Raw genomic sequence first — 24,566 nt, 5'->3', positions numbered from 1 at the left:
AGAAATATATGAGTAACACAATCACACAGACTAATTTTAAATTTCCAAACCAAAAAAGTGTCTATCACGGAAAAGTAAGAGAAGTTTACACCATCGCTGATCAAGTTTTAGTTATGGTAGCAACGGATCGTTTATCTGCTTTTGACGTGATTATGCCGAAAGGAATTCCTTATAAAGGACAAATTTTGAATCAAATTGCAACGCGATTCATGCAGATGACAGAAGATATTGTGCCTAATTGGCTTATTGCAAGTCCGGATCCTAATGTTGCAGTGGGGCATATTTGTGAGCCTTTTAAAGTGGAGATGGTTATCCGAGGATATTTAGCCGGACATGCCGCTAGAGAATATGCTGCAGGGAAACGAGTATTGTGTGGTGTTGCCTTACCAGAAGGATTGAAAGAAAATGATGCATTGCCACAACCTATTATTACTCCTTCAACGAAGGAAGAATTAGGTTTGCATGATGAAGATATTTCAAGAGAAGATATTTTGGCACGTGGTATTGTATCAGAAGAAGATTATCTTGTTTTAGAAGCATATACGAGGGCCTTATATCAAAGAGGAACTGAAATTGCAGCTCAAAGAGGATTGATCTTGGTTGATACCAAATACGAATTTGGTAAAACAAAAGAAGGGAAAATTGTGTTGATTGATGAAATTCACACCCCTGATTCTTCTCGTTATTTTTATGCAGAAGGGTATGAGGAGCGTCAAGCAAAACAAGAACCTCAGAAGCAATTATCAAAAGAATTCGTGCGCCAATGGTTAATTAGTCATGGCTTTCAAGGAAAAGAAGGACAACAAGTTCCTGAAATGTCTGACGAGTATATTCAAACCATATCAGAGCGATATATTGAATTGTATGAACATATTTTAGGAGAGCCTTTTATCAAAGCGGATGTTTCAGCGATTAATGAAAGAATTGAAGCAAACGTATTGGCTTTTTTAGCTAAAATTTAAAAAAGTTGACTATGAAATTATTAGATAACCTAAAGTGGCGTTATGCTACAAAGCGCTATAATAGCAATGTTAAGTTGGCAGATGAGCAAGTCATGCAAATTGTTGAGGCAGCTCGCTTAGCACCTACATCTTCAGGATTACAGCCTTTTGAAATGATTTTGATTAAAAATCAAGAGGTAAAGGAGCAATTATTTCCTATTGCAATGAATCAAATGCAAATCAAAGAATGTTCACATCTCTTGATTTTTGCTGCATGGGATAGCTATACAGATGAGCGAATTGATTCTGTTTTTGATAATATGGAAGCAATCAGAGCACTACCTAAAGGAGAGATGAATGATTTCAAAAACAGTATTAAAAACAATTTTAAGGGACAAACAAAAGAACAACAGTTTCAACATGCTGCTCGACAAGCGTATATCGCTTTTGGAATGGCCATTGCTGCAGCTGCTGAATTGAAAATTGATGCCTCTCCAATGGAGGGCTTCTACAATGATCAAATGGATGCTTTCTTAGGATTAGATAAAAAAGGATTGAAGAGTGTTACAATTCTAGCCTTAGGTGAAAGAGATCCTGAAAATGATTGGCTCATGCCAATGAAGAAGGTTCGATTTACTTTAGAATCAATGCTAACAGTAATAGAATAAAATAAAAAGCCCCAGTCTAAGCACTGGGGCTTTTTTTTGCCTATTGCGTTGAGGATTTACTAATCAAAAGCTTTTTTTTAAGATATGATTTTTAAATTCATATATTTTTTACGTTTTTAGTTCATAAAGTTTAAAGTATTAGTGCGCTAATTCACAATAATCCTTGGGTTTAAATTAGCTTTTTTGTTTGGATTATTTTATATTCGTATCCTGAAAATATTAGATTACGCGATGAGTCAAAATAAAAAAAACACAGCACTTTCTTTTGAAGATTTTAAGAAAGAGGTTATTCAAGATTATACAATTGCAAAGATCAGTAGAGAATGTAGTTTACTAGGTCGTCGTGAAGTTTTAACAGGTAAGGCGAAGTTTGGGATATTTGGAGATGGAAAAGAAGTACCACAATTAGCCATGGCTAAAGCTTTTCAGAATGGAGATTTTAGATCGGGATACTATCGCGATCAAACCTTTATGATGGCAATTGGTCAGTTAAATATCCAACAGTTTTTTGCTGGTTTATTCGGTGATGCCAATATTGAAAATGATCCTATGTCTGGTGGACGTCAAATGGGAGGGCACTTTGCTACACATAGTTTGGATGAAAACGGAAATTGGAAGAAGCTAACAACACAAAAAAATTCAAGTGGTGATATTTCTCCTACAGCAGGGCAAATGCCGCGTTTACTAGGATTAGCACAAGCTTCAAAATACTACAGAGCCATTCCAGATGCAGATCAGGACCAACAATTTTCAATTAGTGGAAACGAGGTAGCTTGGGGAACAATTGGAAATGCTTCTACTTCAGAAGGATTGTTCTTTGAAACAATTAACGCTGCTGGAGTATTGCAAGTACCAATGGTAATGAGTGTTTGGGATGATCAATATGGGATTTCCGTACATGCAAAATATCAAACAACCAAAGAAAATATCTCTGAAATTTTAAAAGGTTTCCAACGTGATGAACAAGGAAAAGGATATGAAATTTTACGAGTAAAAGGATGGGATTACCCTGCTTTAGTAGAAACGTATGCGAAAGCTGCACAAATCGCTAGAGAAGAGCACGTTCCTGTGTTGATTCACGTACAAGAATTGACTCAACCACAAGGGCATTCAACGTCGGGATCGCATGAACGTTATAAAAGTAAAGAGCGCTTAGCTTGGGAGGCAGAGCAAGACTGTATCTTGCAAATGAGAAATTGGATGATTGAAGCCAATATCACAACTGCAGAAGAGTTAGATATCCTAGATAAAGACTTGAAAAAACAAGTGTTAGAGGGTAAAAAAGAAGCGTGGAGAAACTACCTAGATCCAATCATCGCTGAAAGAGATGAATTAGTTGCTGTTTTACAACAAGTAGCTGCTTCAAGTCCTAATAAAGTATTTATTGAAAAGCATATTGCTGACTTACAGGGATCAAAAGAGCCAATCCGCCGTGATGTATTAACTGCCGCACGTAAAGTATTGCGTTTGATTATTCAAGAAAGCAGCAAAACAATCTTGATTCAATTCATTGAAAAATACTACGCAAGCGTACAACCAAAATACAGCTCTCATTTATTTTCTGTTTCAGAACAAAAAGCACAAAATATTCAAGCTGTTGCACCAACATATGATGCTGATGCAGAGGAGGTAGATGCGCGTGTTATTTTGAGAGATAACTTTGATTATATCTTAGCGCACAATAAAAAGGTAACTGTTTTTGGAGAAGATTCTGGTAATATCGGAGACGTAAACCAAGGATTAGAAGGATTACAAGAGAAACATGGAGAAGAACGCGTTACAGATACTGGAATCCGTGAAGCGACAATCTTAGGACAAGGAATAGGTATGGCAATGCGCGGACTACGTCCAATTGCTGAAATCCAATACTTAGACTATTTATTGTACGCGATCCAAATCATGAGTGATGATTTAGCTACTTTACAGTATAGAACCGTGGGGCGTCAAAAAGCACCATTAATCGTAAGAACACGTGGACACCGTTTAGAAGGAATCTGGCATTCAGGATCTCCAATGGGAATGATTATTAATGCAATCCGCGGAATGCATGTATTGGTTCCGAGAGATATGACGAAAGCTGCAGGTTTCTATAATACGTTGTTAGAAAGTGATGAGCCAGCGTTGTTGATTGAGTGTTTAAATGGTTATCGTTTAAAAGAGAAAATGCCAAACAATATTGGGCAGTTTAAAACGCCAATTGGAGTAGTGGAAACAATCAAAACAGGTAGTGATTTGACGATTGTGTCTTATGGATCTACATTGCGCATTGTGGAACAAGCAGCAAAAGAATTACTAGAAGTTGGAATTGATGTTGAAATTATTGATGCACAGTCTTTATTGCCGTTTGATATTCAGCAAGATGTAGTGAAGAGTTTAGCTAAAACAAATCGCTTGTTAGTGGTTGATGAAGATGTACCAGGAGGAGCGTCTGCTTACTTACTACAACAAATTTTAGAAGTTCAGAAAGGGTATCGTTATTTAGATAGCGAGCCACAAACGCTAGCTTCTAAAGAACACAGACCGGCTTATGGAACGGATGGAGATTATTTCAGTAAGCCTTCCGTTGAAGATGTATTCGAAAAAGTATATGAAATAATGCATGAAGTAAACCCAACAAAGTTTCCTAAACTGTATTAAAAATAAAGCAAAAACCTCTCAATTTGAGAGGTTTTTGCTTATTTGATAATTTTAATTTATAAATTGTGTGTTTATAAACTATTTTTTTACTTTGTATATTATAAAATTCTTGTAGTTTTAAAGAAAATGCGAGTAGAAAATAATCAAGAATTGAATAAATTCTCCTGAATTTATTATGAAAGCATACAAAATATGAGTAATTTTGCAATTGTTTTTTTAAACATAGTTATATTATGGTAAATGATTTATTTGACAGAATACAGAAGAATAAAGGACCTTTAGGGAAGTGGGCATCTCAAGCAGAGGGATATTATGTTTTTCCTAAACTAGAAGGACCTTTGTCAAATCGTATGATGTTTCATGGAAAAGAAGTAATCAATTGGAGTATCAATGATTATTTAGGGTTGTCAAATCATCCAGAAGTAAGAAAGGTAGATGCGGAAGTAGCTGCTGAATATGGTGCGGCTTACCCAATGGGGGCTCGTATGATGTCAGGGCATACTACAGTACACGAACAACTTCAAGATGAGTTGGCTGCTTTTGTACAAAAAGAAGCTGCTTATTTACTAAACTTCGGTTACCAAGGAATGGTGTCTATTATTGATGCTTTAGTAACGAAGAATGACGTAATTGTTTATGATGTTGATTCACATGCATGTATTATTGATGGTGTGCGTTTACATATGGGAAAACGCTTTACGTATAAACACAACGACATCGAGAGTTTTGAGAAAAACTTAGCACGTGCTACTAAGATGGCTGAAACAACAGGTGGAGGAATTTTAGTAATTACAGAAGGTGTATTTGGAATGCGTGGGCAACAAGGAAAGTTAAAAGAAATCGTTGCTTTAAAAGAAAAATATAACTTTAGATTGCTAGTAGATGATGCTCATGGTTTTGGTACTTTAGGTGCTACAGGAGCTGGAGCTGGAGAAGAGCAAGGATGTCAAGATGGAATTGATGTTTATTTCTCTACTTTTGCTAAGTCAATGGCTAGTATCGGAGCATTTGTTGCTGCAGATAAAGATATTATTGATTATTTAAAATACAACCTTCGTTCTCAAATGTTCGCTAAATCATTGCCAATGATTTTTACTAAAGGAGCATTGAAGCGTTTGGATTTATTGCGTACACAACCAGAGCTTAAAGCGAAGTTATGGGAAAATGTGGATGCTTTACAAAATGGATTAAAAGACAGAGGATTCAACATTGGAGATACAAACACTTGTGTTACACCTGTTTACTTAGAAGGAAGTATTCCTGAAGCTATGGTCATGGTGAACGATTTACGTGAAAATTACAATATTTTCTTGTCTATTGTGGTTTATCCAGTGATTCCAAAAGGAATTATTTTATTGAGAATGATTCCTACTGCAACACATACAATGGAAGATATTCAAGAAACATTATCAGCTTATGAAGCAATTCGCGAGAAGCTAGAAAATGGAACGTATAAACGCATTGCTGCTGAAACTACAGTGGATGTGTCTAATGCATAATTAGATGTAAAATAAAAAAAACTCGAAACTTACGTTTCGAGTTTTTTTTTTGAGGTATGAGATCGTTCTTTGTGAGGATGTAAGGCGGTGAGAGGGTGTGGCGGTGAGAGGGTGTGGCGGTGAGATTTGTGCTTTGTGAAATCGTTGGTTTATCGATTAAAGAAGATTTGCATGTCACGCCGACGAAGGAGAGGGCGCATCTGTTATTGAACGCATATTACTCAAAAAATTAGTGAGTTTTGTGCTTTATGAGGTTTGTACTTTCTCTTTTCTTCTTTCCCTTTTCCATAAAAGGTTTGTTCTTTGTGAGGCTCTCACCGCCTCACCATCTCACCAACTTACAGCCTCACCACCTTCAAAAAACTCACTTTCCTTCTTTAACCTTCAGTATCATCAGTTCAACAGCTTTAATCTTATTGATCCAATGAGCAATCCCTTCAGCATTGGTGATGACTTCCTTTTTTCTATTGGGTCTAATTACGCCATACTTGTGCCAGTTGCGTTGCTCATCTTTTATTTTATCTTGTTTTGTCTTAGGTTCTACACGAGATCGCCAAAAAAGCAACTCCTTTTGGTAGTTCTGGATTATTTCTTCTAAATAGAGAAGCAAGGCAGTTTTGTCTTTGGGAATATACCCAGGACCCGTACAGCCACAAGAATGCCAGGTAATCCCTACAACAAATGAATCTTTGATGTGTTGCCAAGCTTTGTTGTCTCCTTTTTTAGGTGCTTCAAAATCTTTCCCCATATTCGCCATTATACTTCCACATTGTGGACATTTGGCTACGGTATCTACTTTAGTACCTTTTTTAATATCAACCCACAGCCGGCGTTTGAACGTTTTTTGACAATCAAAACACGCATAATGCGGTTTATAGGCTATCATAGCATATCTACACATAGTATTTCAAGTTGTACAAGGGCATTATTTCCCATAAATTTTAAAAATCGTTCTTTTTCATAAGCAAAACTAGTAAAAGGAATGAATTATCACTAATTATTCTTTATTTTTACTTTTATTAATAAATTTAAACAGATGTAAGTGGCATTTGAATAAAAGATGTCTTGTAAAGTTGTTTTAAAATTAATTTTACTTACATTTGTTAACACAATTAAGTGAAATTTAATTAAAAATAACGAAAATAAAATTAAGGTATACGTTTTGACTTGTTTCGAACGTTATAGTTAGAAAGAAAAAAATGAGAAGCATACTATATATATTGTTGATGGGAGTAAGCCTTACACTAGTGCAATGTAAGCAAGAAAAGAAAGAGGGGAAAATAGCAGAGAAGAGTCAACAGGATGAAATCAAGCTGTATAAGGTAACAACGGTGCCCTATGAAAAGAACGGGGGATATGTGTTGAAAAAGCAACAGCCCAAGCAAGGAGTGCGCCATGTAAAAATAACTAGTCAAGCTCAGTTTGCTACGTTGTTTGATCCCAATCAGACGCTGCTAGATCAACAAAATATTGATTTTTCGAAATCGTTTGTTTTGGCTTTGGTCGGCATTCCCAGTACTTTAGAAACGGAATTTTCCATTGTAAGCTTAAAAGAAAAAGAAGATTTTATTGAGCTGACTTATTGTTTACAAGAAGAAGAAAAAGAATTAGCCCAAGCGATATATCCCTATACGATTTTGGTTGTCGATAAAAAGTACAATAAAGATATTCGATTTTTGATTGAGTAATTTTTTTGATGAAAAACTTAATGAAAAAAATAACAAAAAAGACTGAGTTAATTTTAACTCAGTCTTTTTTGTTATAATTATTTTTAGTTGCTTTTTTTTTAAGTAATTGATTGATGTATTGTTGTTTAAGTTAAAAGAAAAGAAAAAAGTGAGTTTGGTTTTGTTTTTGATGCGGTATAGAAGTTGATGTTATTTGTTCAATTGGGCAAAATTTTTTTAATCTAAACCAAAATATTATGAGTAAATTTTTATTTTTTTTAAGCTTGTCTTTTGTTTTTCTTTCCTGTGAATCAGAAGGTAAAAAGTTAGATTTTGATCGTAATCAAAATTACAAAATTCAGGGAAAAGGTTTTTGGAATACTGCATTTGTTGATGCCGCAGGTGCTTTAGGTGGTGCAGGTTCTGTTGCGAGTGTTGCTGGATGGCTTGGATGGACTCCTGCAGCTCCTGTAGCTGCAGGTGCAGTTTTGTTAGGTGCAATTGTTGGTGGAGCAGGAGCTTCAATTGCTTATGCAGATAGTTATGAGGTTCCCATAGAGAATGATTATACATTTAGTCAATCTATGATTATAAACGATAATTATGTTGATGAAATTGGTGTTATTCACAATCAAATTGTGATAGATTATAAAGAGAAGTATGCTTTCTATAATGAAGAAGCTTATTTTTCTTTTTTAGAAACAAATAAAGAACAGTATGGTTTTACTGCACCTCTTTTAATTTCTAATAAAGTGAAAGAAGATATTGAAAAGTTAAAATCAGCATCCCATTCTGATGTTATTGAATATACACTTGAACTGTTGCCAAAAGAAATTAATCAAGAAATGTATATTGATTTTTTTCAGCACTTAGAGGTTCTTTCGGCGAAAGAAGATGTAATCTCTTTTATTAAGAAGTTCGAGCGCAGTGAACTTATTAAACAAGAATATAGTGATGAAACAAAATTGCTTTTAGGGGTTTATTTTTCTACACTGAGATACTCTTTATTTTTGTGGAATGAATAAAATTAGTATTCTTATCGTTGGAGGAATGCTCGTATTGATTTTAATCTATGCATTTCTAACTAGTCAATATAATCCTTTATTTTTACTGTTATTAGGTCCAGGTTTACTTGCAATTAGCAAAGGAACAAAGAAGAAATAAGCATAAACACAAAGGGTCTTTCGCTAACGAAAGACCCTTTTATAGTAAGAATATAATCTGCTATTTTACTTTTTTTGTCCAGGTATAAGCCCAAAAGGCAAATGGAATTGTTCCAACCATCACTAAAGCCGTGGATAAAAGCGCATCTTTGGAAAATAGAGATACAATAGCACTAGCAACGAAACACATACCTAATTGAATGGTGTTCTGTAAGGCGGCAGCCTTCCCTGATTGATGGGGAAACAATTTAAGTGCTTCTGCCACAACAATAGGATAGCAAGCTCCATTAGCTAAAGCCATAAAACAAAATGGAATTAACAAACTCGTTAGGGTAGGTGTCGTAAAAATCGCTAAAAAGGCTGTAACGGCAATAGCTAATGCAAATAAGCTAACAAAATAGGCGATTAATTTTGTGCCATCTATTTTAGCTGAAAGTGTTCGATAACCAAAACCACCAATTAGAAAGGCAATGGTCTGTGGAACAAAGCTAAAACCGATTTCTCCTTCGCTATAGCCCATTTCTTTTAAAAAGAAAGGAGATCCTGTCAGCCAAGCAAAAAAAGCGGCGGAACAGAAAGCATAAATCATGACATTGCCCACATACGGTTTAGATTGTAGCATGCTCCAATAGGTTTTCTGCTCTTCTTCTGATGATTCCCTTGATTCAGAGTTAATTGCATGGGATTGAGTATTCTTGACCGTAAAGGTGTATAGGATTAGCAATACTGCAATACCAGCTAAGGTTATAAAGATAGATCGCCATCCAAAATGTTCAAGTAAATAGACTCCTAACAATGGAGCTAAAGCTGGAGATAATGCAACTAAAGGCATGATTGTAGCAAAAACGCGATTGGTTTGTTCTTTTGGGTAACGCTCTACTACTAAGGCTTGCCAACTAACTGCTGCTGCACAAACACCGATGGCCTGTACTAAGCGCAATACTAAAAAGGCCGTAACACTTTCCGTAAAAAAGATGGCTAAAGAGGATAAAGTAAAAATGAGCAATCCGATCGTGATGGTTTTGGGCTTTCCAATTTTATCTGAAATGGGGCCCCAAAGCAATTGAGCTATAGCATAACCTGCTAAAAATAAGCTCAAGGTAGCACTAATGCTACTTTTGGTTGTATCTAAATCGACACGCATTTGTTCAAAGGCAGGGAGATACATATCTGTAGCTAAGAAACCAATGATACTCAAACCTGCTAAATACACTAAAAAGAAAAAATTATTCTTATTATTTTGTGGCATATAATTTAAAATTAATGAATCTGCAAAAGTAGGTTTTTTTATGGAGAGAGGAAAGGAGTCTTTTTGTGAAGTTGGTGAGGCAGTGAAATGCGGTGAGATGGTGAGATGGTGAGGCGGTGAGCAGATCTCACAAAGAACAAACCTTACAAACCTCACAAACCTCACAAAGAGCAAACCTTTTATGGGAAAGGAGTTTTTTGTGAAGTTGGTGAGATGGCGAAATGCTGTAAGATGGTAAGGCGGTGAGCAGATCTCACAAAGAGCAAACCTCACAAAAAAACAAATCTCACAAACTTCACAAAAAACAAACCTCACCTATTTAAAATAAGAAAAAGTTTCTCCGTTTTCTATTTGTAAAAGTGTATGGTAAATCAACTGAATGGTATGTTCTACATCCTGACGGTGAATCATTTCTACCGTTGTGTGCATATAGCGCAAAGGCAATGAAATTAAAGCAGAAGCCACACCGCCATTGCTATAAGCGAAAGCATCGGTATCTGTCCCTGTTATGCGAGATAAGGCGTTGCGTTGAAAGGGAATCTGATTTTTTTCAGCTGTTTGCTCAATTAAGGTGCGTAAATTATTTTGTACAGCAGGTGCATAAGCAATAACAGGTCCTTTTCCAATCGTATTATCTCCTTCAATATTCTTGTCTACCATTGGGGTATTTGAATCGTGGCAGACGTCAGTTACGATTGCTACATTGGGTTTGATGGTTTGTGTAATCATTTCTGCACCACGTAAACCAACTTCTTCTTGAACCGCATTGACAATATAAAGTCCAAAAGGTAATTCCTTTTTGTTTTCTTTTAATAAACGCGCTACTTCAGCAATCATAAAACCGCCAATGCGATTATCTAAGGCTCTACATACCCAACGTTTGCCGTTTAATACGGTAAATGTATCTGGGTAGGTAATTACACAACCAATGTGAATTCCGAGGTTTAAAACTTCCTGTTTGCTGTCACATCCAACATCGATAAAATTAGTTTCGATTTTTGGAGATTCCTCTTTTCCAGCTCTATTTCGAATGTGGATGGCAGGCCAACCAAATACTCCTTCTATAATTCCCTTAGGGGTATGGATATTTACGCGTTTTGATGGAGCAATCATATGATCACTTCCTCCATTGCGTACAACGTGGATAAATCCATCTTCTGTAATGTGCTTCACATACCATGAAATCTCATCCGCATGTCCTTCAATAACCACTTTATACGCTGCATCTGGATTAATTACACCTACAGCATTGCCATACGTATCGGTGATAAAAGTATCTACATAAGGTTCTAAATAACTCATCCACAGTTTTTGCCCTACGTGTTCGTGTCCAGTAGGAGAAGCATTATTTAAATAGGCCTCTAAAAAATGCAGGGAGTCCTGATTTAATATTGTATTTTTATCCATGATTATTTTTTACACGAATGTACTGATTCGCTTGGAAATACTCAATCTAATTCTTTACATTTGGTTATATTTTTAACATATGAAAAAACTGTATTTTTATTTTTTTGTCTTCTTTAGTATGACCTCTGTTCAAGCACAGGAAGAGGAGTTGAAGCCAGTGCCTAGTTTAGTGCCCATGGTTGAGATAGAAGATGATACGCTAAAGTATAGTATTCCAGAGATTTATATTGGTTCCAATACAAAAGAAGATCAGTATCGCCAGGACATGAATATCTTGCGCAATCGCATTCGCAGAGTGTATCCTTATGCCCGTGCAACAGCTGAAAACCTGCTTATACTAAATGAGAATTTAGAAAAATTAGAAACCAATAAACAGAAAAGACAGTATATAAAACGCTCTCAGAAGTATCTTGAGAGTCAGTTTAAGGATAAATTAAAAAAATTATCGCGCAAGGATGGAAAGATTTTGTTGAAATTAATTCACCGCGAGACAGGGGAGACCACCTTTACTTTAATTAAAGAATTTAGAAGTGGTTGGACGGCTTTTTGGTCTAATACTACAGCAAAGACCTTTAGTTTGGATTTGAAGTCAGAATATCATCCCGACAGTGATTTGCAAGATTTTTACATTGAGACGCAATTGCAATTCTTATTCTATACGTATCAATTAGAGCGCAGCGCAGGGAAGGAAAAAATTAATTTTAATGCATTGAGAAAAATGTGGGAAATAAAAATTTCAGAAGAAGAGTTTTTTCCACTTGAATTAAGGGAATAGTTTTGGCTTTATAAAAATTAAGCTACCTTTGCAGTAATAGTGATTTTATGGAACAATTTATCGTATCAGCAAGAAAATATAGACCACAAACTTTTCAAGAGGTTGTAGGACAGCAAGCCATTACCAATACTTTAGTAAATGCTATAGAGAGCAATCATCTAGCGCAGGCATTGTTGTTTACAGGTCCGAGAGGAGTTGGAAAAACTACTTGTGCGCGTATTTTGGCTCGTAAGATTAATCAAGTAGGGTATGATGATCCTACCGAAGATTTTACCTTCAATGTATTTGAATTGGATGCTGCATCGAATAACTCCGTTGACGATATTCGAAATCTTATCGATCAAGTGCGTATACCTCCTCAAACAGGTAAATATAAAGTCTATATTATAGACGAGGTTCATATGTTGTCAACAGCAGCATTTAATGCGTTTTTGAAAACATTAGAAGAACCGCCTCGTCATGCTATTTTTATTTTAGCAACTACAGAGAAACACAAAATTATACCAACGATTTTATCGCGTTGTCAAATATTTGATTTCAAAAGAATTACCATTGCTGATGCAGCAGATCATTTGGCTTTAGTGGCCAATAGTCAGGGGATTGCCTATGAAAGCGATGCCTTGCGTATCATTGCACAAAAGGCAGATGGAGCCATGCGCGATGCATTATCTATTTTTGACCGTGTCGTTTCGTATTGCGGGAAAAACCTAACTAGACAAGCAGTTGCAGAAAATCTGAATGTACTTGACTTTGAGTACTATATTCGCGTGACGGATTTGATTTTGGCCAATAATATTCCTGCTTTATTGACTTCATTCGATATGATATTGGCAAAGGGATTTGATGGACAACATTTTATCGCTGGTTTAGCTTCTCACTTTAGAAACTTAATGGTGTGTAAAACACCGGAAACAGCAGCTCTTTTAGAAGTAGGAGAGCATGGTAGACAGTTGTTTACAGAACAAGCGAATAAAGCTAGTGTTGGGTTGTTACTTGATGCAATCGATTTGGCTAATGAGGCTGATTTGAAGTATAAAGCAAGTCAGAATCAACGCTTACTCGTTGAGTTGTGTCTAATGAAATTGGCGTCTTTATCTTATGAAGGCGAAAAAAAAAAGATAAATCTTTCATAATTCCTGCTCAAGCACTAACGGCAATTGAACCGTTAGCGCCTATTGAATTGCCAACAGCTTCTATTGCAACTGGAGTAACACCAGTAACTGAACAACTGGCACCGCTTGTTGCTATACCAGCAACCGAGCAAGTAGTATCAGCCGTTGTGGAAGAGGTACAAGAAGATGAGGCGCCTAGTCAGGAAGTTCATACGCTCGCTTTCTCTCAATCAGAACCTATAGCTACAACAGCTGTGGAAGAGCACGCTGCAGAATCACCAGCGCTATTTGCTGTTGATCCTGTTACGCCAGCTGCACCAGTTGAAAAAAAGGTCTCAGCACTTTCATTATCTAGTATCCGTGCTCGTAAAGAGATGGAATCCTCTTTAGAGAAAAAGGTAGTCAATCCGGATGATTTGCCAAAGGAGCCTTTCACAGTAGAACAATTCATGGCCGAATGGAATAAGTATGCGGATAAATTAGCGCGATCAGGATTTATGTTAATGTCATCCTTGATGGGGATGGTTCCTCCTGTATTAAGTGGAACATCGGTTTCTTTAGTGATGCCTAATGAAGGATCAAAATTAAGCTTTGATGAGAATAAGTTCGACTTGGTTAATTATTTACGTAAAAAGCTAAGTAACTATGATTTGGAAATTGAAATCACAGTAAACGAAGAAGTTAAAATTCAAAAAAGAGTACTAGATAAAGATGATAAATTGGTTCGTTTTATTGAGCTAAATCCTGCTATGCAGTATATGAAAGAAATCTTTGATCTAGAATTTAAATACTAGTAAAATCTAATCGTTATGATTAAAATTGGAAATGACAATACGCTAAAAGTAGCTAGAAAGACGAGCATTGGTTTGTATTTGACTGATGGAGAGACGGATATTCTATTGCCAAATAAATATGTACCTAAAAATATAGAAGTTGAGGATGAAATCGTTGTTTTTGTCTATTTGGATCAAGAAGAAAGACCGGTAGCAACTACACTAGAACCTTATATTTACCTTAATGAATTTGCCTTATTGAAGGTGAGTTTTACCAATCAGTTTGGAGCATTTTTAGATATGGGATTGGAGAAGGATTTATTTGTTCCATTTGCAGAACAAGCACGTCCGATGAAAGAGGGAAATTATTACTTGGTATACATGCAGTTGGATGAAAAGTCGAATCGCCTTGTTGGATCAAGTCGTTTGAATCAATTCTTGGATAATGATACAATTACCGTTAATATTGGGGATGAAGTAGAGTTAGTGGTTTCACATATTACGGATTTAGGAATTAACGTTATCATTAATGAGAAACACAAAGGACTGATGTATAAGAATGAAGTCTTTGAAGATTTGCGTACTGGTGATCGTATTGTGGGGTACATTAAGAATATTCGCCCAGATGGAAAAATTGATGTATCGAGAACACGTGTAGGTGTAGAGGCAATTTCTGATGGAGCAGAACAAGTTTTAGCTGCATTGGTGGAAAATAATGGATTCTTAGGCTTGTCTGATAATAGCCATCCAGAAGATATTCGCACGGTGTTGAACATGAGTAAAAAGATGTTTAAAAAAGCTATTGGCGGATTGTATAAAGACAAAAAAATCACGTTGACAGAAAAGGGAATTTACTTAGTAAAAGAATAATTTTAGTAAACGTATAAAAAATAGAAGCACTTGATTTTCAAGTGCTTTTTTTGTTTAATCTAAAGAGAAGATTTAAGATGTTCTTGTTGATTATTAGACTGCTTTAAAGCCTAGATTAGGGCTTTTTTTTTCAGTATGAGACCGTAAAAAAGGATAATCTAGCGTGGTGTAATCACAAGCCATCCCACACGACCTTCGCAGTATTTGAATGATTTAACATTAAAATTTTCAGGTAAGGGATGTGTAGTAAAATAAAAATCAGTATCTTAGGGTTTAGTTAAAGGAGAAGCGAAGACTTGTGTTACTTGTTTTCTCTGCCTTCTAAGTAGAGAAGTTCGTATGTATAGCGTTTAAAATACGACTCTCGGGGCTAGGATAAATTTCCGAAATAATTTTTTTTATTGTAAATCCGCAATTTTAGCCCTTGTGGATTGACATTTCTTCTTAATAAAGGGTTAATTTAATCCCTCTTTTGTCTATTCGGCAGTTTTTAACTTTTTTTTGGTTGATTTTATTTTACGGAAATTTAGATATAAAAAAGTTTTCAATAAAAATATTCATATATTTATCAAATATAAGTAGTTCGTCTGCCATTGAGGCTAGAAAGGCTGTGGCTATTCAGCCCTTTAGAAGAAGTGTGTATTGTGATGAATTATTTCTTACACTCAAAATGTAGATTATTAACAACCATAAGAATGAACAAAACAAACAATTTCAAATCTCCCGGATTACTTTTTAGGGAGGCAATGCAAAAGGAAAGTCCCCTCCAAATTGTAGGTGCTATTAATGCGAATCACGCGTTATTAGCTCAACAAGCAGGATTTAATGCTATTTATTTATCTGGTGGTGGTGTTGCTGCGGGATCATTAGGTGTACCTGATTTAGGAATTACAACCTTAGAAGACGTTTTAATCGATGTACAACGTATTACCAATATATGTGATTTACCATTGATGGTTGATGTTGACACTGGATTTGGTCCATCAGCATTTAACGTAGCAAGAACTGTAAAATCATTAATTAAAGCCGGAGCGGCAGCTTTACACATAGAAGATCAAGTGGGAGCTAAGCGCTGTGGTCACCGTCCTGGAAAAGAAGTGGTGAGCAAGCAAGAAATGGTAGATCGTATTAAGTCTGCTGTTGATGCCCGTACAGACGAACATTTCGTTATTGGCGCTCGTACTGATGCCTTTGCTAATGAAGGATTAGAAAGTACATTAGAGCGCGCTATTGCTTATAAAGAAGCTGGTGCAGACTTCATTTTTGCTGAAGCAGTGCCAGATTTGAGTTTTTATCAAAAATTTGTTGATGCAACAGGTATTCCAGTACTAGCGAATATTACTGAATTTGGAATGATTAAAATGTATACAGTAGAAGAATTAAAAGCAGCTGGAGTAGGACTAGTTCTTTATCCGCTTTCTGCTTTCCGCGCAGCAAATAAAGCAGCGTTGAATGTATACAATCACATTCGTCAAGACGGTACACAAGCTAATGTTTTAGATACCATGCAAACGCGTGAGGAGTTATACAGCAGTATCAACTACCATGATTATGAACAAAAATTAAACAACCTATTTAAAAAACAATAAGCATGTCAAATAACGAAACAAGCTTCAAACCAAAGAAAAGCGTTGCGCTATCTGGAGTTGCAGCTGGTAATACAGCGTTGTGTAGCGTTGGAAAAAGCGGAAATGATTTATACTACAGAGGATATAATATATTAGATTTAGCAGCAAATGCAACATTCGAAGAAGTGGCTTACCTATTAATTTATGGTCATTTACCGAATGAAGCACAGTTGAGAAACTACAAAGCAAAATTAAAATCGTTGCGTGGTTTACCAAAATCAGTGCGTAGCATTTTAAAAAATATACCTGCCGCGGCACATCCAATGGATGTAATGCGTTCTATGGTATCCGCTATCGGAACGATTCAACCAGAAAAAGATGACCATAATACTGCTGGAGCGAGAGATATTGCTGATAAATTATTAGCGTCTTTTAGTTCTGGATTATTGTATTGGTATCACTATACACATAACGGAAAAGAAATCGAAGTGGAAACAGATGACGACACGATTGGTGGTCACTTTTTACATTTGTTACACGGAGAGAAACCTTCTGAATCTTGGGTAAAAGCCATGCAAGTATCTTTAATCTTGTATGCAGAGCATGAATTTAATGCATCTACCTTTACAAGTCGCGTAATTGCAGGTACAAATTCAGACTTCTATTCTTGTGTGACTGGAGCAATTGGTGCTTTACGTGGACCAAAACACGGAGGAGCTAATGAGGTTGCTTTTGAAATTCAAAGCCGTTATAATACACCTGATGAAGCAGAAGCAGATATCAGAAAACGCGTAGAGAACAAAGAAGTAATCATTGGTTTTGGACACCCCGTTTACACGATTTCAGATCCAAGAAATGAAGTAATTAAAAAAGTAGCGGAAGAATTGTCTAGAGAAGCGGGTGATATGCTTTTATATGATATCGCAGAGCGTTTAGAAACCGTGATGTGGGAGGAGAAAAAAATGTTCCCGAACTTAGACTGGTTCTCAGCCGTATCTTACCATCAAATGGGGGTACCTACTTTAATGTTTACTCCTCTTTTTGTAGTTTCTCGTATTACAGGATGGAGTGCCCATATTATGGAACAACGTCAGGATGGAAAAATTATTCGTCCAAGTGCTAATTATGTTGGGCCAGAAAACAAAACTTTTGTATCAATCAAAGACAGAAAATAATTTAATAACTAAAAAATAAGAATTTAAAATGTCATTACACATTTCAAACGAACGACCACAACCAGATCAAGTATTAGTGGACATTGCGGATTACGTATTAAACTATGAGATTAAGAATGATTTAGCTTGGAAAACAGCACATTATTGTCTATTAGACACGATTGGATGTGGTTTAGAAGCGCTAACATACCCAGCATGTACTAAATTATTAGGACCTGTAGTAAAGGGAACTATCGTTCCAAATGGAGCAAAAGTTCCAGGAACACAATTTCAATTAGATCCAATTCAAGCTGCTTTCAACATTGGAACAATCGTGCGTTGGTTGGACTTTAATGATACTTGGCTAGCAGCAGAGTGGGGACACCCTTCAGATAACTTAGGAGGTATTTTAGCTACTGCAGATTGGTTGTCAAGAACAAATATCGCAGAAGGAAAAGCACCTTTAAAAATGAAACAAGTTTTAGAAGCAATGATCATGGCACACGAAGTGCAGGGAGTTATGGCTTTAGAGAACTCATTTAACCGCGTTGGATTAGACCACGTATTATTAGTTAAATTAGCTTCTACAGCAGTTGTAGGAAAGTTAATTGGTTTAACACGTGATGAGTTAATCAATGCAATTTCGTTAGCATTCGTTGATGGTCAAGCGTTGAGAACGTACCGTCATGCACCTAATACAGGAAGCCGTAAATCTTGGGCTGCTGGAGATGCAACTTCGCGTGCAGTGCGTTTAGCTTTAATGGCTAAAACAGGAGAAATGGGATATCCATCTGTATTAACTGCTAAAACATGGGGATTCTATGACGTTTCTTTCAAAGGAAATGCTTTTAAATTCCAAAGAGATTACGGTTCTTACGTTATGGAGAATGTATTGTTCAAAATTTCATTCCCAGCTGAGTTCCACTCGCAAACGGCAGTTGAAGCAGCAATGACTTTACACGGGAAATTAAAAGAATTAGGAAAATCTACAGAAGATATCAAAAAAATCACGATTCGTACACACGAAGCAGCGATTCGCATTATCGATAAAAAAGGTCCATTAGACAATCCAGCTGACCGTGACCACTGTATTCAATACATGATTGCTGTTCCATTACTTTATGGAAGATTAACAGCTGCAGATTATGAAGATAATATTGCTTCTGATGCAAGAATTGACGTATTGCGTGATAAAATGGAATGTGTGGAAGATGTTCAATTTACTAAAGATTACCACGATCCAGAAAAACGTTCAATTGCTAACGCATTGACTATTACATTTAACGATGGATCATCAATTGATGAAGTAGTTGTGGAGTACCCAATCGGACACAAACGCAGAAGAGAAGAAGGAATTCCAGAGTTAATTAAAAAATACAAAATTAACTTAGCTCGCGTTTACCCAGAAAAACAACAGAGAGTAGTAATGGAAAACTCTTTAGATTATGCTACCTTGATTAATCTAAATGTAAATGAGTTTGTTGACTTACTAGTTATCTAAGCTTATACTTACCCAAGAGTTGATTGAAAAATCAACTCTTGTTCCTTAAGGAACAACCACCAACCCGAATAAATTATAACAACTATGACACAAAAAATAAACTTATACATAAACGGTGCATTTACCGCTAGTACTACTACAGCCTATTTACCAGTTGAAAACCCAGCAACACAAGAGATTATCGCAGAAGTGCCATTGACAGAATTAAAAGAGATTGATCAGGCGATTGCTTTAGCAGGTGAGGCATTTAAAACATGGAAAGAAGTAGCTACACCAGAGCGCGCTAGATTATTTTTGAAATATCAACATTTATTAAAAGAACATCAAAAAGAAATCGCAGAGATTTTAGCTACAGAGAATGGAAAAACATTTGCTGATGCGATGGGAGATGTTTGGAGAGGAATTGAAGTAGTAGAACACGCGTGTTCTATCCCTACTTTAATGATGGGAGAAACAGTTGAAAATGTGGCTCGTGCAGTAGATACGTATAGCTACATCCAACCGTTAGGAGTGTGTGCTGGAATCACGCCATTTAACTTCCCAGCGATGATTCCTTTATGGATGTTTCCAATGGCAATTGCTTGTGGAAATACCTTTATCTTAAAACCGTCTGAGCAAGCGCCGATGACGGCTATGAAATTAGCTGAGTTATTCCAACAAGCAGGATTCCCTAAAGGCGTTTTAAATATTGTTCACGGATCGAAAGACCAAGTGAATCACATTTTAAATCACGAGGATATTCGCGCAATTTCATTTGTAGGATCTGTACCAGTAGCGGAACATGTTTACCGTACAGGAACGCATAATTTAAAACGCGTTCAAGCATTTGGTGGAGCAAAAAACCACATGGTTGTTATGCCAGATGCAAATAAACAACAAGTAATCAATAACTTAGTCGGAGCTTCTTGTGGTGCTGCAGGTCAGCGTTGTATGGCTATTAGTGTAGCTGTATTAGTAGGAGAAGCGCAAAACTGGGTAAATGATATTAAAAATGCATTAAGTACAATCAAACCAGGTGTTTGGTCGGATGATGCAGCAGCTTATGGACCACTAATCAACAAACAGTCGAAAGACAAAGTATTGCGTTTGATTAAGAGTGGTTACGACCAAGGAGCTGAAGTTTTATTAGACGGAAGTGATTGTGTTGTACCAGGTTATGAAAAAGGTTACTTCGTAGGACCAACGTTGTTTAACAAAGTAACAACGGATATGGACATCTATAAAGAAGAAATCTTTGGCCCTGCCTTATTATTAGTAACCGCTGATACTTTAGATGAAGCTATTCAAATCATCAATGACAACCCTTATGGAAATGGTACGTCAATTTTCACTAATTCAGGAGCAGCAGCTCGTAAATTCCAACACGAGATTCAAGTAGGACAAATTGGAGTGAATCTTCCAATTCCTGTGCCATTACCGTTCTTCTCTTTCACAGGATGGCGCAAGTCGTTCTTTGGAGATTTACACTCGTATGGAAAACAAGGGGTTCGTTTCTATACAGAAACCAAAACAATCACAGCACGTTGGTTTGAGGAAGATGTACCTGGAGGAAATGTGAATATGACGATTAATCTTAAATAAGGAAGAAAGAGTATTATGCAATTTAATTTAGATGAAAATCAATTAGCTTTTCAAGATGCGGCAAGGAGTTTTGCAGAAAAAGAATTAGCTCCTTATGCCTCAGATTGGGATGCAAATAAAATATTTCCACGTGAAGCCATTCAAAAAGCGGGAGAACAAGGCTTTTGTGGGGTTTATACGCGAGAAGATGTAGGAGGATTAGGGTTCTCAAGATTAGATGCTGCTATTATCTTTGAAGAATTAGCAGCGGCTTGTCCGTCTACAACCGCTTATATTACCATTCACAACATGGTGACCTGGATGATTGACCAATATGGAAAAGAGCAAGTAAGACAAGCGATTTGTCCAGCATTGGCATCAGGAATGAAATTTGGATCCTATTGTTTAACTGAGCCTGATTCAGGTTCAGATGCTGCTAGTTTGAAAACGACGGCAGTAAAACAAGGGGATACGTACATCTTGAACGGAACAAAAGCCTTTATTTCAGGAGCAGGAGAGAGTGATTACCTTGTTGTAATGGCTCGTACAGGAGATGCAGGAGCAAAGGGTATTAGTGCCTTTGTTGTACCTGCGGATGCAAAAGGGATTAGCTTTGGTGAAAAAGAAAAAAAACTAGGATGGAATACACAGCCAACGCGTTTTATCTTTTTAGATCAAGTTGAAATTCCTGCTGAAAACCTACTGGGAAATGAAGGAGATGGTTTCAAGATTGCTTTAAAAGGGTTAGATGGAGGACGTATCAACGTAGCCATTTGTTCGGTTGGAGCAGCGCAAGGATCGTTGAATTTAGCTCAACGTTATATGCATGAACGCATGCAGTTTGGCAAAGCATTAGCTCAATTCCAAGCCTTGCAATTTAAAATTGCAGATATGGTAACAGAGTTAGTTGCAGCACGTCAAATGGTATATTTAGCTGCATTTAAGCTAGATTCTAAAGATGCGAATGCCACAACCTATTGCGCCATGGCGAAGCGCTTAGCAACAGATAATAGCTTTACGGTATGTAATGATGCTTTACAGCTATTAGGGGGGTATGGATGTACACAAGATTTCCCTGTTGAACGTCTAATGCGTGATGCGAGAGTACATCAAATCGTAGAAGGAACCAATGAAATTATGAAATTGGTGATATCGAGAAAGATATTAGAAGAAGGAGCAACTGCTGAAATACGTTAAGGAGAAAATCATGAGTTTAATACTAACAGAAGTAAAGAATAAAGTAGGTTTTATCACGTTGAATTCAGAAGCAACGTTAAACTCTTTGAATTTAGAAATGATTGAAGCGCTTACTGTTGCGTTAGAATCGTGGAAAAAATCAAGTGAGGTTGCTTGTATCTTTATTCAAGGAGCAGGAGAAAAAGCGCTATGTGCTGGGGGAGATGTCAGACAATTGTATGACAATATTCTAGCACAACGTGAGGTAGATGCGACGCAAGTGCCTCAAGGTTGCTTTGATTTCTTTGCGAAAGAATATGCTTTAAATTACGCCATTCACACGTATCCAAAACCTATTATTGTATGGGGACATGGTATCGTAATGGGTGGTGGTATTGGTGTCATGGTTGGCGCTTCACACCGTATTGTAACGGAGCGAAGCAAATTAGCGATGCCTGAAATTACCATTGGATTATTCCCAGATGTTGGAGCGACCTGGTTTTTAAATCGCATGCCTTCAGCTTATGGAGTTTATTTAGGATTAACAGGGGCTCGTTTAGATGCTGCTGATTGTCGATTTTTAGGCTTAGCAGATTACTATATGGAATCAACTGCCAAACAAGCGGTGGTTGATGCCTTAGTCCAAGCTACTTGGTCTGAAAATGTAGAAGCACAAGTAGACGAGATGTTAACCACATTGGCACAACCCTATACAATTGGTGCATCACAAGCAGAAGCGCATCAATCGTTTATTCAACAATTTGAGGCAGTCAATACGCTGGAAGAATTCCGCACTATTTTGATGAATTACAAAGACAAAGATAGTTGGATTGAAACAGGGGTACAGAGTTTTGAAAAAGGCTCGCCTAGTTCAGCACATATTATTTTTAAACAGCTACAAGACGGAAAAGAATACAGCTTAGCTCAAGTGTTCCAAACGGAATTAAACTTGGCTTGTCAATGTTGTATCCATCCCGATTTTGCAGAAGGTGTACGTGCTTTATTGGTAGATAAAGATCAATCTCCTAAATGGCAACCTGCTACTTTAGAAGAGGTTACGTCTGATTGGGTAGAGGGTTACTTTAAGCCTCTTTGGACGAAAGAAAATGACGTTTTAAAGGATTTAGGTACAAACTAAAACGAAAAAGTATGGCAAAAATAGCTTTTATAGGCTTAGGAAATATGGGTGGTCCAATGGCTGCCAACCTAGTAAAAAAAGGACACGAAGTAACGGGATTTGATTTAAGTGAAGCTGCTTTAAATCAATTGGTTGCTCAAGGAGGAAAAGTGGCAAAATCTGCTTTGGAAGTTGCAAAAGGAGCAGAAGTAGTTGTTTCTATGCTACCTTCTGGTAAACACGTTGCTGATTTGTATACCGTGGAATTTATGGATCAATTGCAACCGCATGCTGTATTAATTGACAGTAGTACAATTGATGCAGTTACGGCTCGTTCTGTTGCTGCTTTAGCAGCTTCACAAGGACATGCAATGATTGATGCACCAGTATCTGGAGGTACTGCAGGAGCACAAGCGGGTACTTTGACTTTTATTGTTGGAGGAGCAGCAGCTGATTTCGATAGAGCGAAATCCATCTTAGAAGGCATGGGGCAAAACATTTTTTATGCAGGTGAATCAGGAGCAGGACAAGTGGCTAAGATTTGCAATAATATGTTGTTGGCTATTCACATGATTGGTACTTCAGAAGCCATTAACTTGGGAGTGCGTCATGGATTAGATCCTAAAGTATTGAGCGAGATTATGCAAAAAAGTTCAGGTAGAAACTGGTCTTTGGAAGTCTATAACCCTTATCCAGGTGTGGCTGAAAATACGCCAGCATCGAAAGGATATGCTGGAGGTTTTGCGGTAGATCTAATGAAAAAGGATTTAGGCTTAGCAGCAGCGGCTAGTTTAGATACAAAGAGCTCCACTCCATTAGGTAGTGCAGCACTTAACTTGTACAGCATGTGGAGTGAAGCAGGAAATGGCAAGTTTGATTTTTCTAGTATTATTAAATTTTTAAACCAGCAATAGTTATGAATTTTGAGACGTTACAATACCAGCAAGAAGGATATGTTGGCACCTTGACGATCAATCGTCCAGATGCGTTAAATGCATTGAATAATACGGTATTAGCAGAATTAAAATCATTTGCAGAACAAGCGAAAAACAAAAGCGATCTTCGCGTTTTGATTATTACGGGTTCTGGAGAAAAAGCTTTTGTTGCAGGAGCGGATATTAAAGCGATGCAAAGTATGACCGCAGCTGAGGCAACGGAATTTTCGTATACCGCACAAGCTGCTTTTAATGCGATTGAAGCTTTGCCTTTTGCAGTTATTGCAGCAGTAAATGGTTTTGCTTTAGGTGGAGGTTGTGAATTAGCCTTAGCTTGTGATATCATTTTGGCAAGTGAAAAGGCTAAATTTGGTTTACCAGAGTCTACGTTAGGTTTATTACCTTGCTTTGGTGGAACACAGCGTTTACCTCGTGCTATTGGGCTTTATAAAGCGAAAGAAATGGTCTTTACGGGCGATTTCTATTCTGCCGCTGCTTGTGAGGCAATGGGCTTTGTTAATCGCGTAATTGCTCCAGAAGAATTGTTGAATCAAGCGTCTGCTATGGCTCAAACGATTGCATCTAGAGGACCAATTGCTGTAGCGAAAGCAAAAGAGTCGATGCACACTGGTTTTGATTTGTCTTTAGCAGATGGATTAAAACAAGAAGGCGCATTATTTGGCGAATTGTTTCATACCGCGGACCAAAAAGAAGGAATAGGGGCTTTTGTAGAAAAGAGAAAACCTGATTTCAAAGGAAACTAATCCAAGTATAAGAAATAAAAGAAAGGGCGT

At 36.9% G+C, this 24,566-nt stretch carries 22 protein-coding genes; 19 read left to right on the top strand and 3 right to left on the bottom strand.

Annotated features, from left to right (window positions below; genetic code table 11):
• Positions 1-8: 8 nt before the first annotated feature.
• The 4 genes from AWV75_RS11815 (at position 9) to AWV75_RS11800 (ending at position 5,745) form a co-directional block, all read left to right on the top strand.
• The gene (locus AWV75_RS11815; RefSeq protein ID WP_060874564.1) at positions 9-962 is read left to right on the top strand and encodes a phosphoribosylaminoimidazolesuccinocarboxamide synthase; all 954 of its coding nucleotides are present in this window, start codon (positions 9-11) and stop codon (positions 960-962) included.
• A gap of 11 nt (positions 963-973) precedes the next feature.
• Positions 974-1,609: a nitroreductase family protein gene (locus AWV75_RS11810; protein WP_060874563.1), complete on the top strand. Its 636-nt coding sequence runs from the start codon at positions 974-976 to the stop codon at positions 1,607-1,609.
• A 231-nt stretch (positions 1,610-1,840) separates the two neighbouring features.
• A complete protein-coding gene (locus AWV75_RS11805; RefSeq protein WP_060874562.1) occupies positions 1,841-4,246 on the top strand; it encodes an alpha-ketoacid dehydrogenase subunit alpha/beta in 2,406 nt (801 codons plus the stop codon).
• Between the two features lie 233 nt (positions 4,247-4,479).
• On the top strand, positions 4,480-5,745 hold the full coding sequence (locus AWV75_RS11800; protein WP_060874561.1) for an aminotransferase class I/II-fold pyridoxal phosphate-dependent enzyme: 1,266 nt from the start codon (positions 4,480-4,482) through the stop codon (positions 5,743-5,745).
• A gap of 364 nt (positions 5,746-6,109) precedes the next feature.
• Here the strand turns inward: AWV75_RS11800 and AWV75_RS11795 are convergent, their stop codons facing one another.
• On the bottom strand, positions 6,110-6,646 hold the full coding sequence (locus AWV75_RS11795) for a hypothetical protein (RefSeq protein ID WP_060874560.1): 537 nt from the start codon (positions 6,644-6,646) through the stop codon (positions 6,110-6,112).
• 298 nt (positions 6,647-6,944) lie between these two features.
• Between AWV75_RS11795 and AWV75_RS11790 the strand changes: the two genes are divergently transcribed.
• The 3 genes from AWV75_RS11790 (at position 6,945) to AWV75_RS18730 (ending at position 8,576) form a co-directional block, all read left to right on the top strand.
• Positions 6,945-7,433, top strand: a complete 489-nt coding sequence (locus AWV75_RS11790; protein ID WP_060874559.1) for a hypothetical protein — start codon at positions 6,945-6,947, stop codon at positions 7,431-7,433.
• 236 nt (positions 7,434-7,669) lie between these two features.
• Complete coding sequence (locus tag AWV75_RS11785; protein ID WP_060874558.1) at positions 7,670-8,437, top strand: hypothetical protein; 768 nt, start codon at positions 7,670-7,672, stop codon at positions 8,435-8,437.
• Positions 8,430-8,576, top strand: a complete 147-nt coding sequence (locus AWV75_RS18730) for a hypothetical protein (protein WP_156424195.1) — start codon at positions 8,430-8,432, stop codon at positions 8,574-8,576. Before AWV75_RS11785 ends, AWV75_RS18730 begins: the two co-directional genes overlap by 8 nt.
• A 60-nt stretch (positions 8,577-8,636) precedes the next feature.
• Here AWV75_RS18730 and punC read toward each other — a convergent pair whose 3' ends face one another.
• Together punC and AWV75_RS11775 are read right to left on the bottom strand one after the other, a co-directional pair.
• Positions 8,637-9,824: a purine nucleoside transporter PunC gene (gene punC, locus AWV75_RS11780; protein ID WP_060874557.1), complete on the bottom strand. Its 1,188-nt coding sequence runs from the start codon at positions 9,822-9,824 to the stop codon at positions 8,637-8,639.
• 315 nt (positions 9,825-10,139) lie between these two features.
• Positions 10,140-11,231, bottom strand: a complete 1,092-nt coding sequence (locus tag AWV75_RS11775) for a M42 family metallopeptidase (protein WP_060874556.1) — start codon at positions 11,229-11,231, stop codon at positions 10,140-10,142.
• 79 nt (positions 11,232-11,310) lie between these two features.
• Here AWV75_RS11775 and AWV75_RS11770 point away from each other — a divergent pair, with 79 nt between their 5' ends.
• From AWV75_RS11770 to AWV75_RS11715, 12 genes are all read left to right on the top strand, one after another.
• The gene (locus AWV75_RS11770) at positions 11,311-12,006 is read left to right on the top strand and encodes a DUF4294 domain-containing protein (protein WP_060874555.1); all 696 of its coding nucleotides are present in this window, start codon (positions 11,311-11,313) and stop codon (positions 12,004-12,006) included.
• A 47-nt stretch (positions 12,007-12,053) separates the two neighbouring features.
• Positions 12,054-13,139, top strand: a complete 1,086-nt coding sequence (gene dnaX / locus AWV75_RS11765) for a DNA polymerase III subunit gamma/tau (RefSeq protein WP_060874554.1) — start codon at positions 12,054-12,056, stop codon at positions 13,137-13,139.
• Positions 13,140-13,186: 47 nt separating this feature from the next.
• Entirely contained in the window at positions 13,187-13,912 is a 726-nt protein-coding gene (locus tag AWV75_RS11760) for a hypothetical protein (RefSeq protein WP_231738105.1), read from the top strand.
• Between the two features lie 15 nt (positions 13,913-13,927).
• A complete protein-coding gene (locus AWV75_RS11755) occupies positions 13,928-14,761 on the top strand; it encodes a CvfB family protein (RefSeq protein WP_060874552.1) in 834 nt (277 codons plus the stop codon).
• A 695-nt stretch (positions 14,762-15,456) separates the two neighbouring features.
• Complete coding sequence (prpB, locus tag AWV75_RS11750; protein WP_060874551.1) at positions 15,457-16,350, top strand: methylisocitrate lyase; 894 nt, start codon at positions 15,457-15,459, stop codon at positions 16,348-16,350.
• A 2-nt stretch (positions 16,351-16,352) separates the two neighbouring features.
• On the top strand, positions 16,353-17,504 hold the full coding sequence (gene prpC, locus AWV75_RS11745) for a bifunctional 2-methylcitrate synthase/citrate synthase (protein WP_060874550.1): 1,152 nt from the start codon (positions 16,353-16,355) through the stop codon (positions 17,502-17,504).
• Positions 17,505-17,532: 28 nt separating this feature from the next.
• Positions 17,533-18,984 (top strand): bifunctional 2-methylcitrate dehydratase/aconitate hydratase, encoded by a 1,452-nt coding sequence (locus AWV75_RS11740; protein WP_060874549.1) that lies wholly within the window; start codon positions 17,533-17,535, stop codon positions 18,982-18,984.
• 84 nt (positions 18,985-19,068) lie between these two features.
• A complete protein-coding gene (locus AWV75_RS11735; protein ID WP_060874548.1) occupies positions 19,069-20,565 on the top strand; it encodes a CoA-acylating methylmalonate-semialdehyde dehydrogenase in 1,497 nt (498 codons plus the stop codon).
• Positions 20,566-20,580: 15 nt separating this feature from the next.
• Positions 20,581-21,741, top strand: a complete 1,161-nt coding sequence (locus AWV75_RS11730; RefSeq protein WP_060874547.1) for an acyl-CoA dehydrogenase family protein — start codon at positions 20,581-20,583, stop codon at positions 21,739-21,741.
• 10 nt (positions 21,742-21,751) lie between these two features.
• Positions 21,752-22,858: an enoyl-CoA hydratase/isomerase family protein gene (locus tag AWV75_RS11725; RefSeq protein WP_060874546.1), complete on the top strand. Its 1,107-nt coding sequence runs from the start codon at positions 21,752-21,754 to the stop codon at positions 22,856-22,858.
• 11 nt (positions 22,859-22,869) lie between these two features.
• Positions 22,870-23,751 carry a 3-hydroxyisobutyrate dehydrogenase gene (gene mmsB, locus AWV75_RS11720; RefSeq protein ID WP_060874545.1) on the top strand — a complete coding sequence of 294 codons (882 nt, stop codon included), beginning with the start codon at positions 22,870-22,872 and terminating at the stop codon, positions 23,749-23,751.
• Positions 23,752-23,753: 2 nt separating this feature from the next.
• Positions 23,754-24,536: an enoyl-CoA hydratase/isomerase family protein gene (locus AWV75_RS11715; RefSeq protein WP_060874544.1), complete on the top strand. Its 783-nt coding sequence runs from the start codon at positions 23,754-23,756 to the stop codon at positions 24,534-24,536.
• The last annotated feature ends 30 nt before the right edge of the window (positions 24,537-24,566 follow it).

It is taken from the genome of Myroides odoratus (assembly GCF_001549985.1).
Classification (GTDB): Bacteria; Bacteroidota; Bacteroidia; order Flavobacteriales; family Flavobacteriaceae; genus Flavobacterium; species Flavobacterium odoratum_A.
This window is presented reverse-complemented; position numbering and strand designations above follow the sequence as displayed.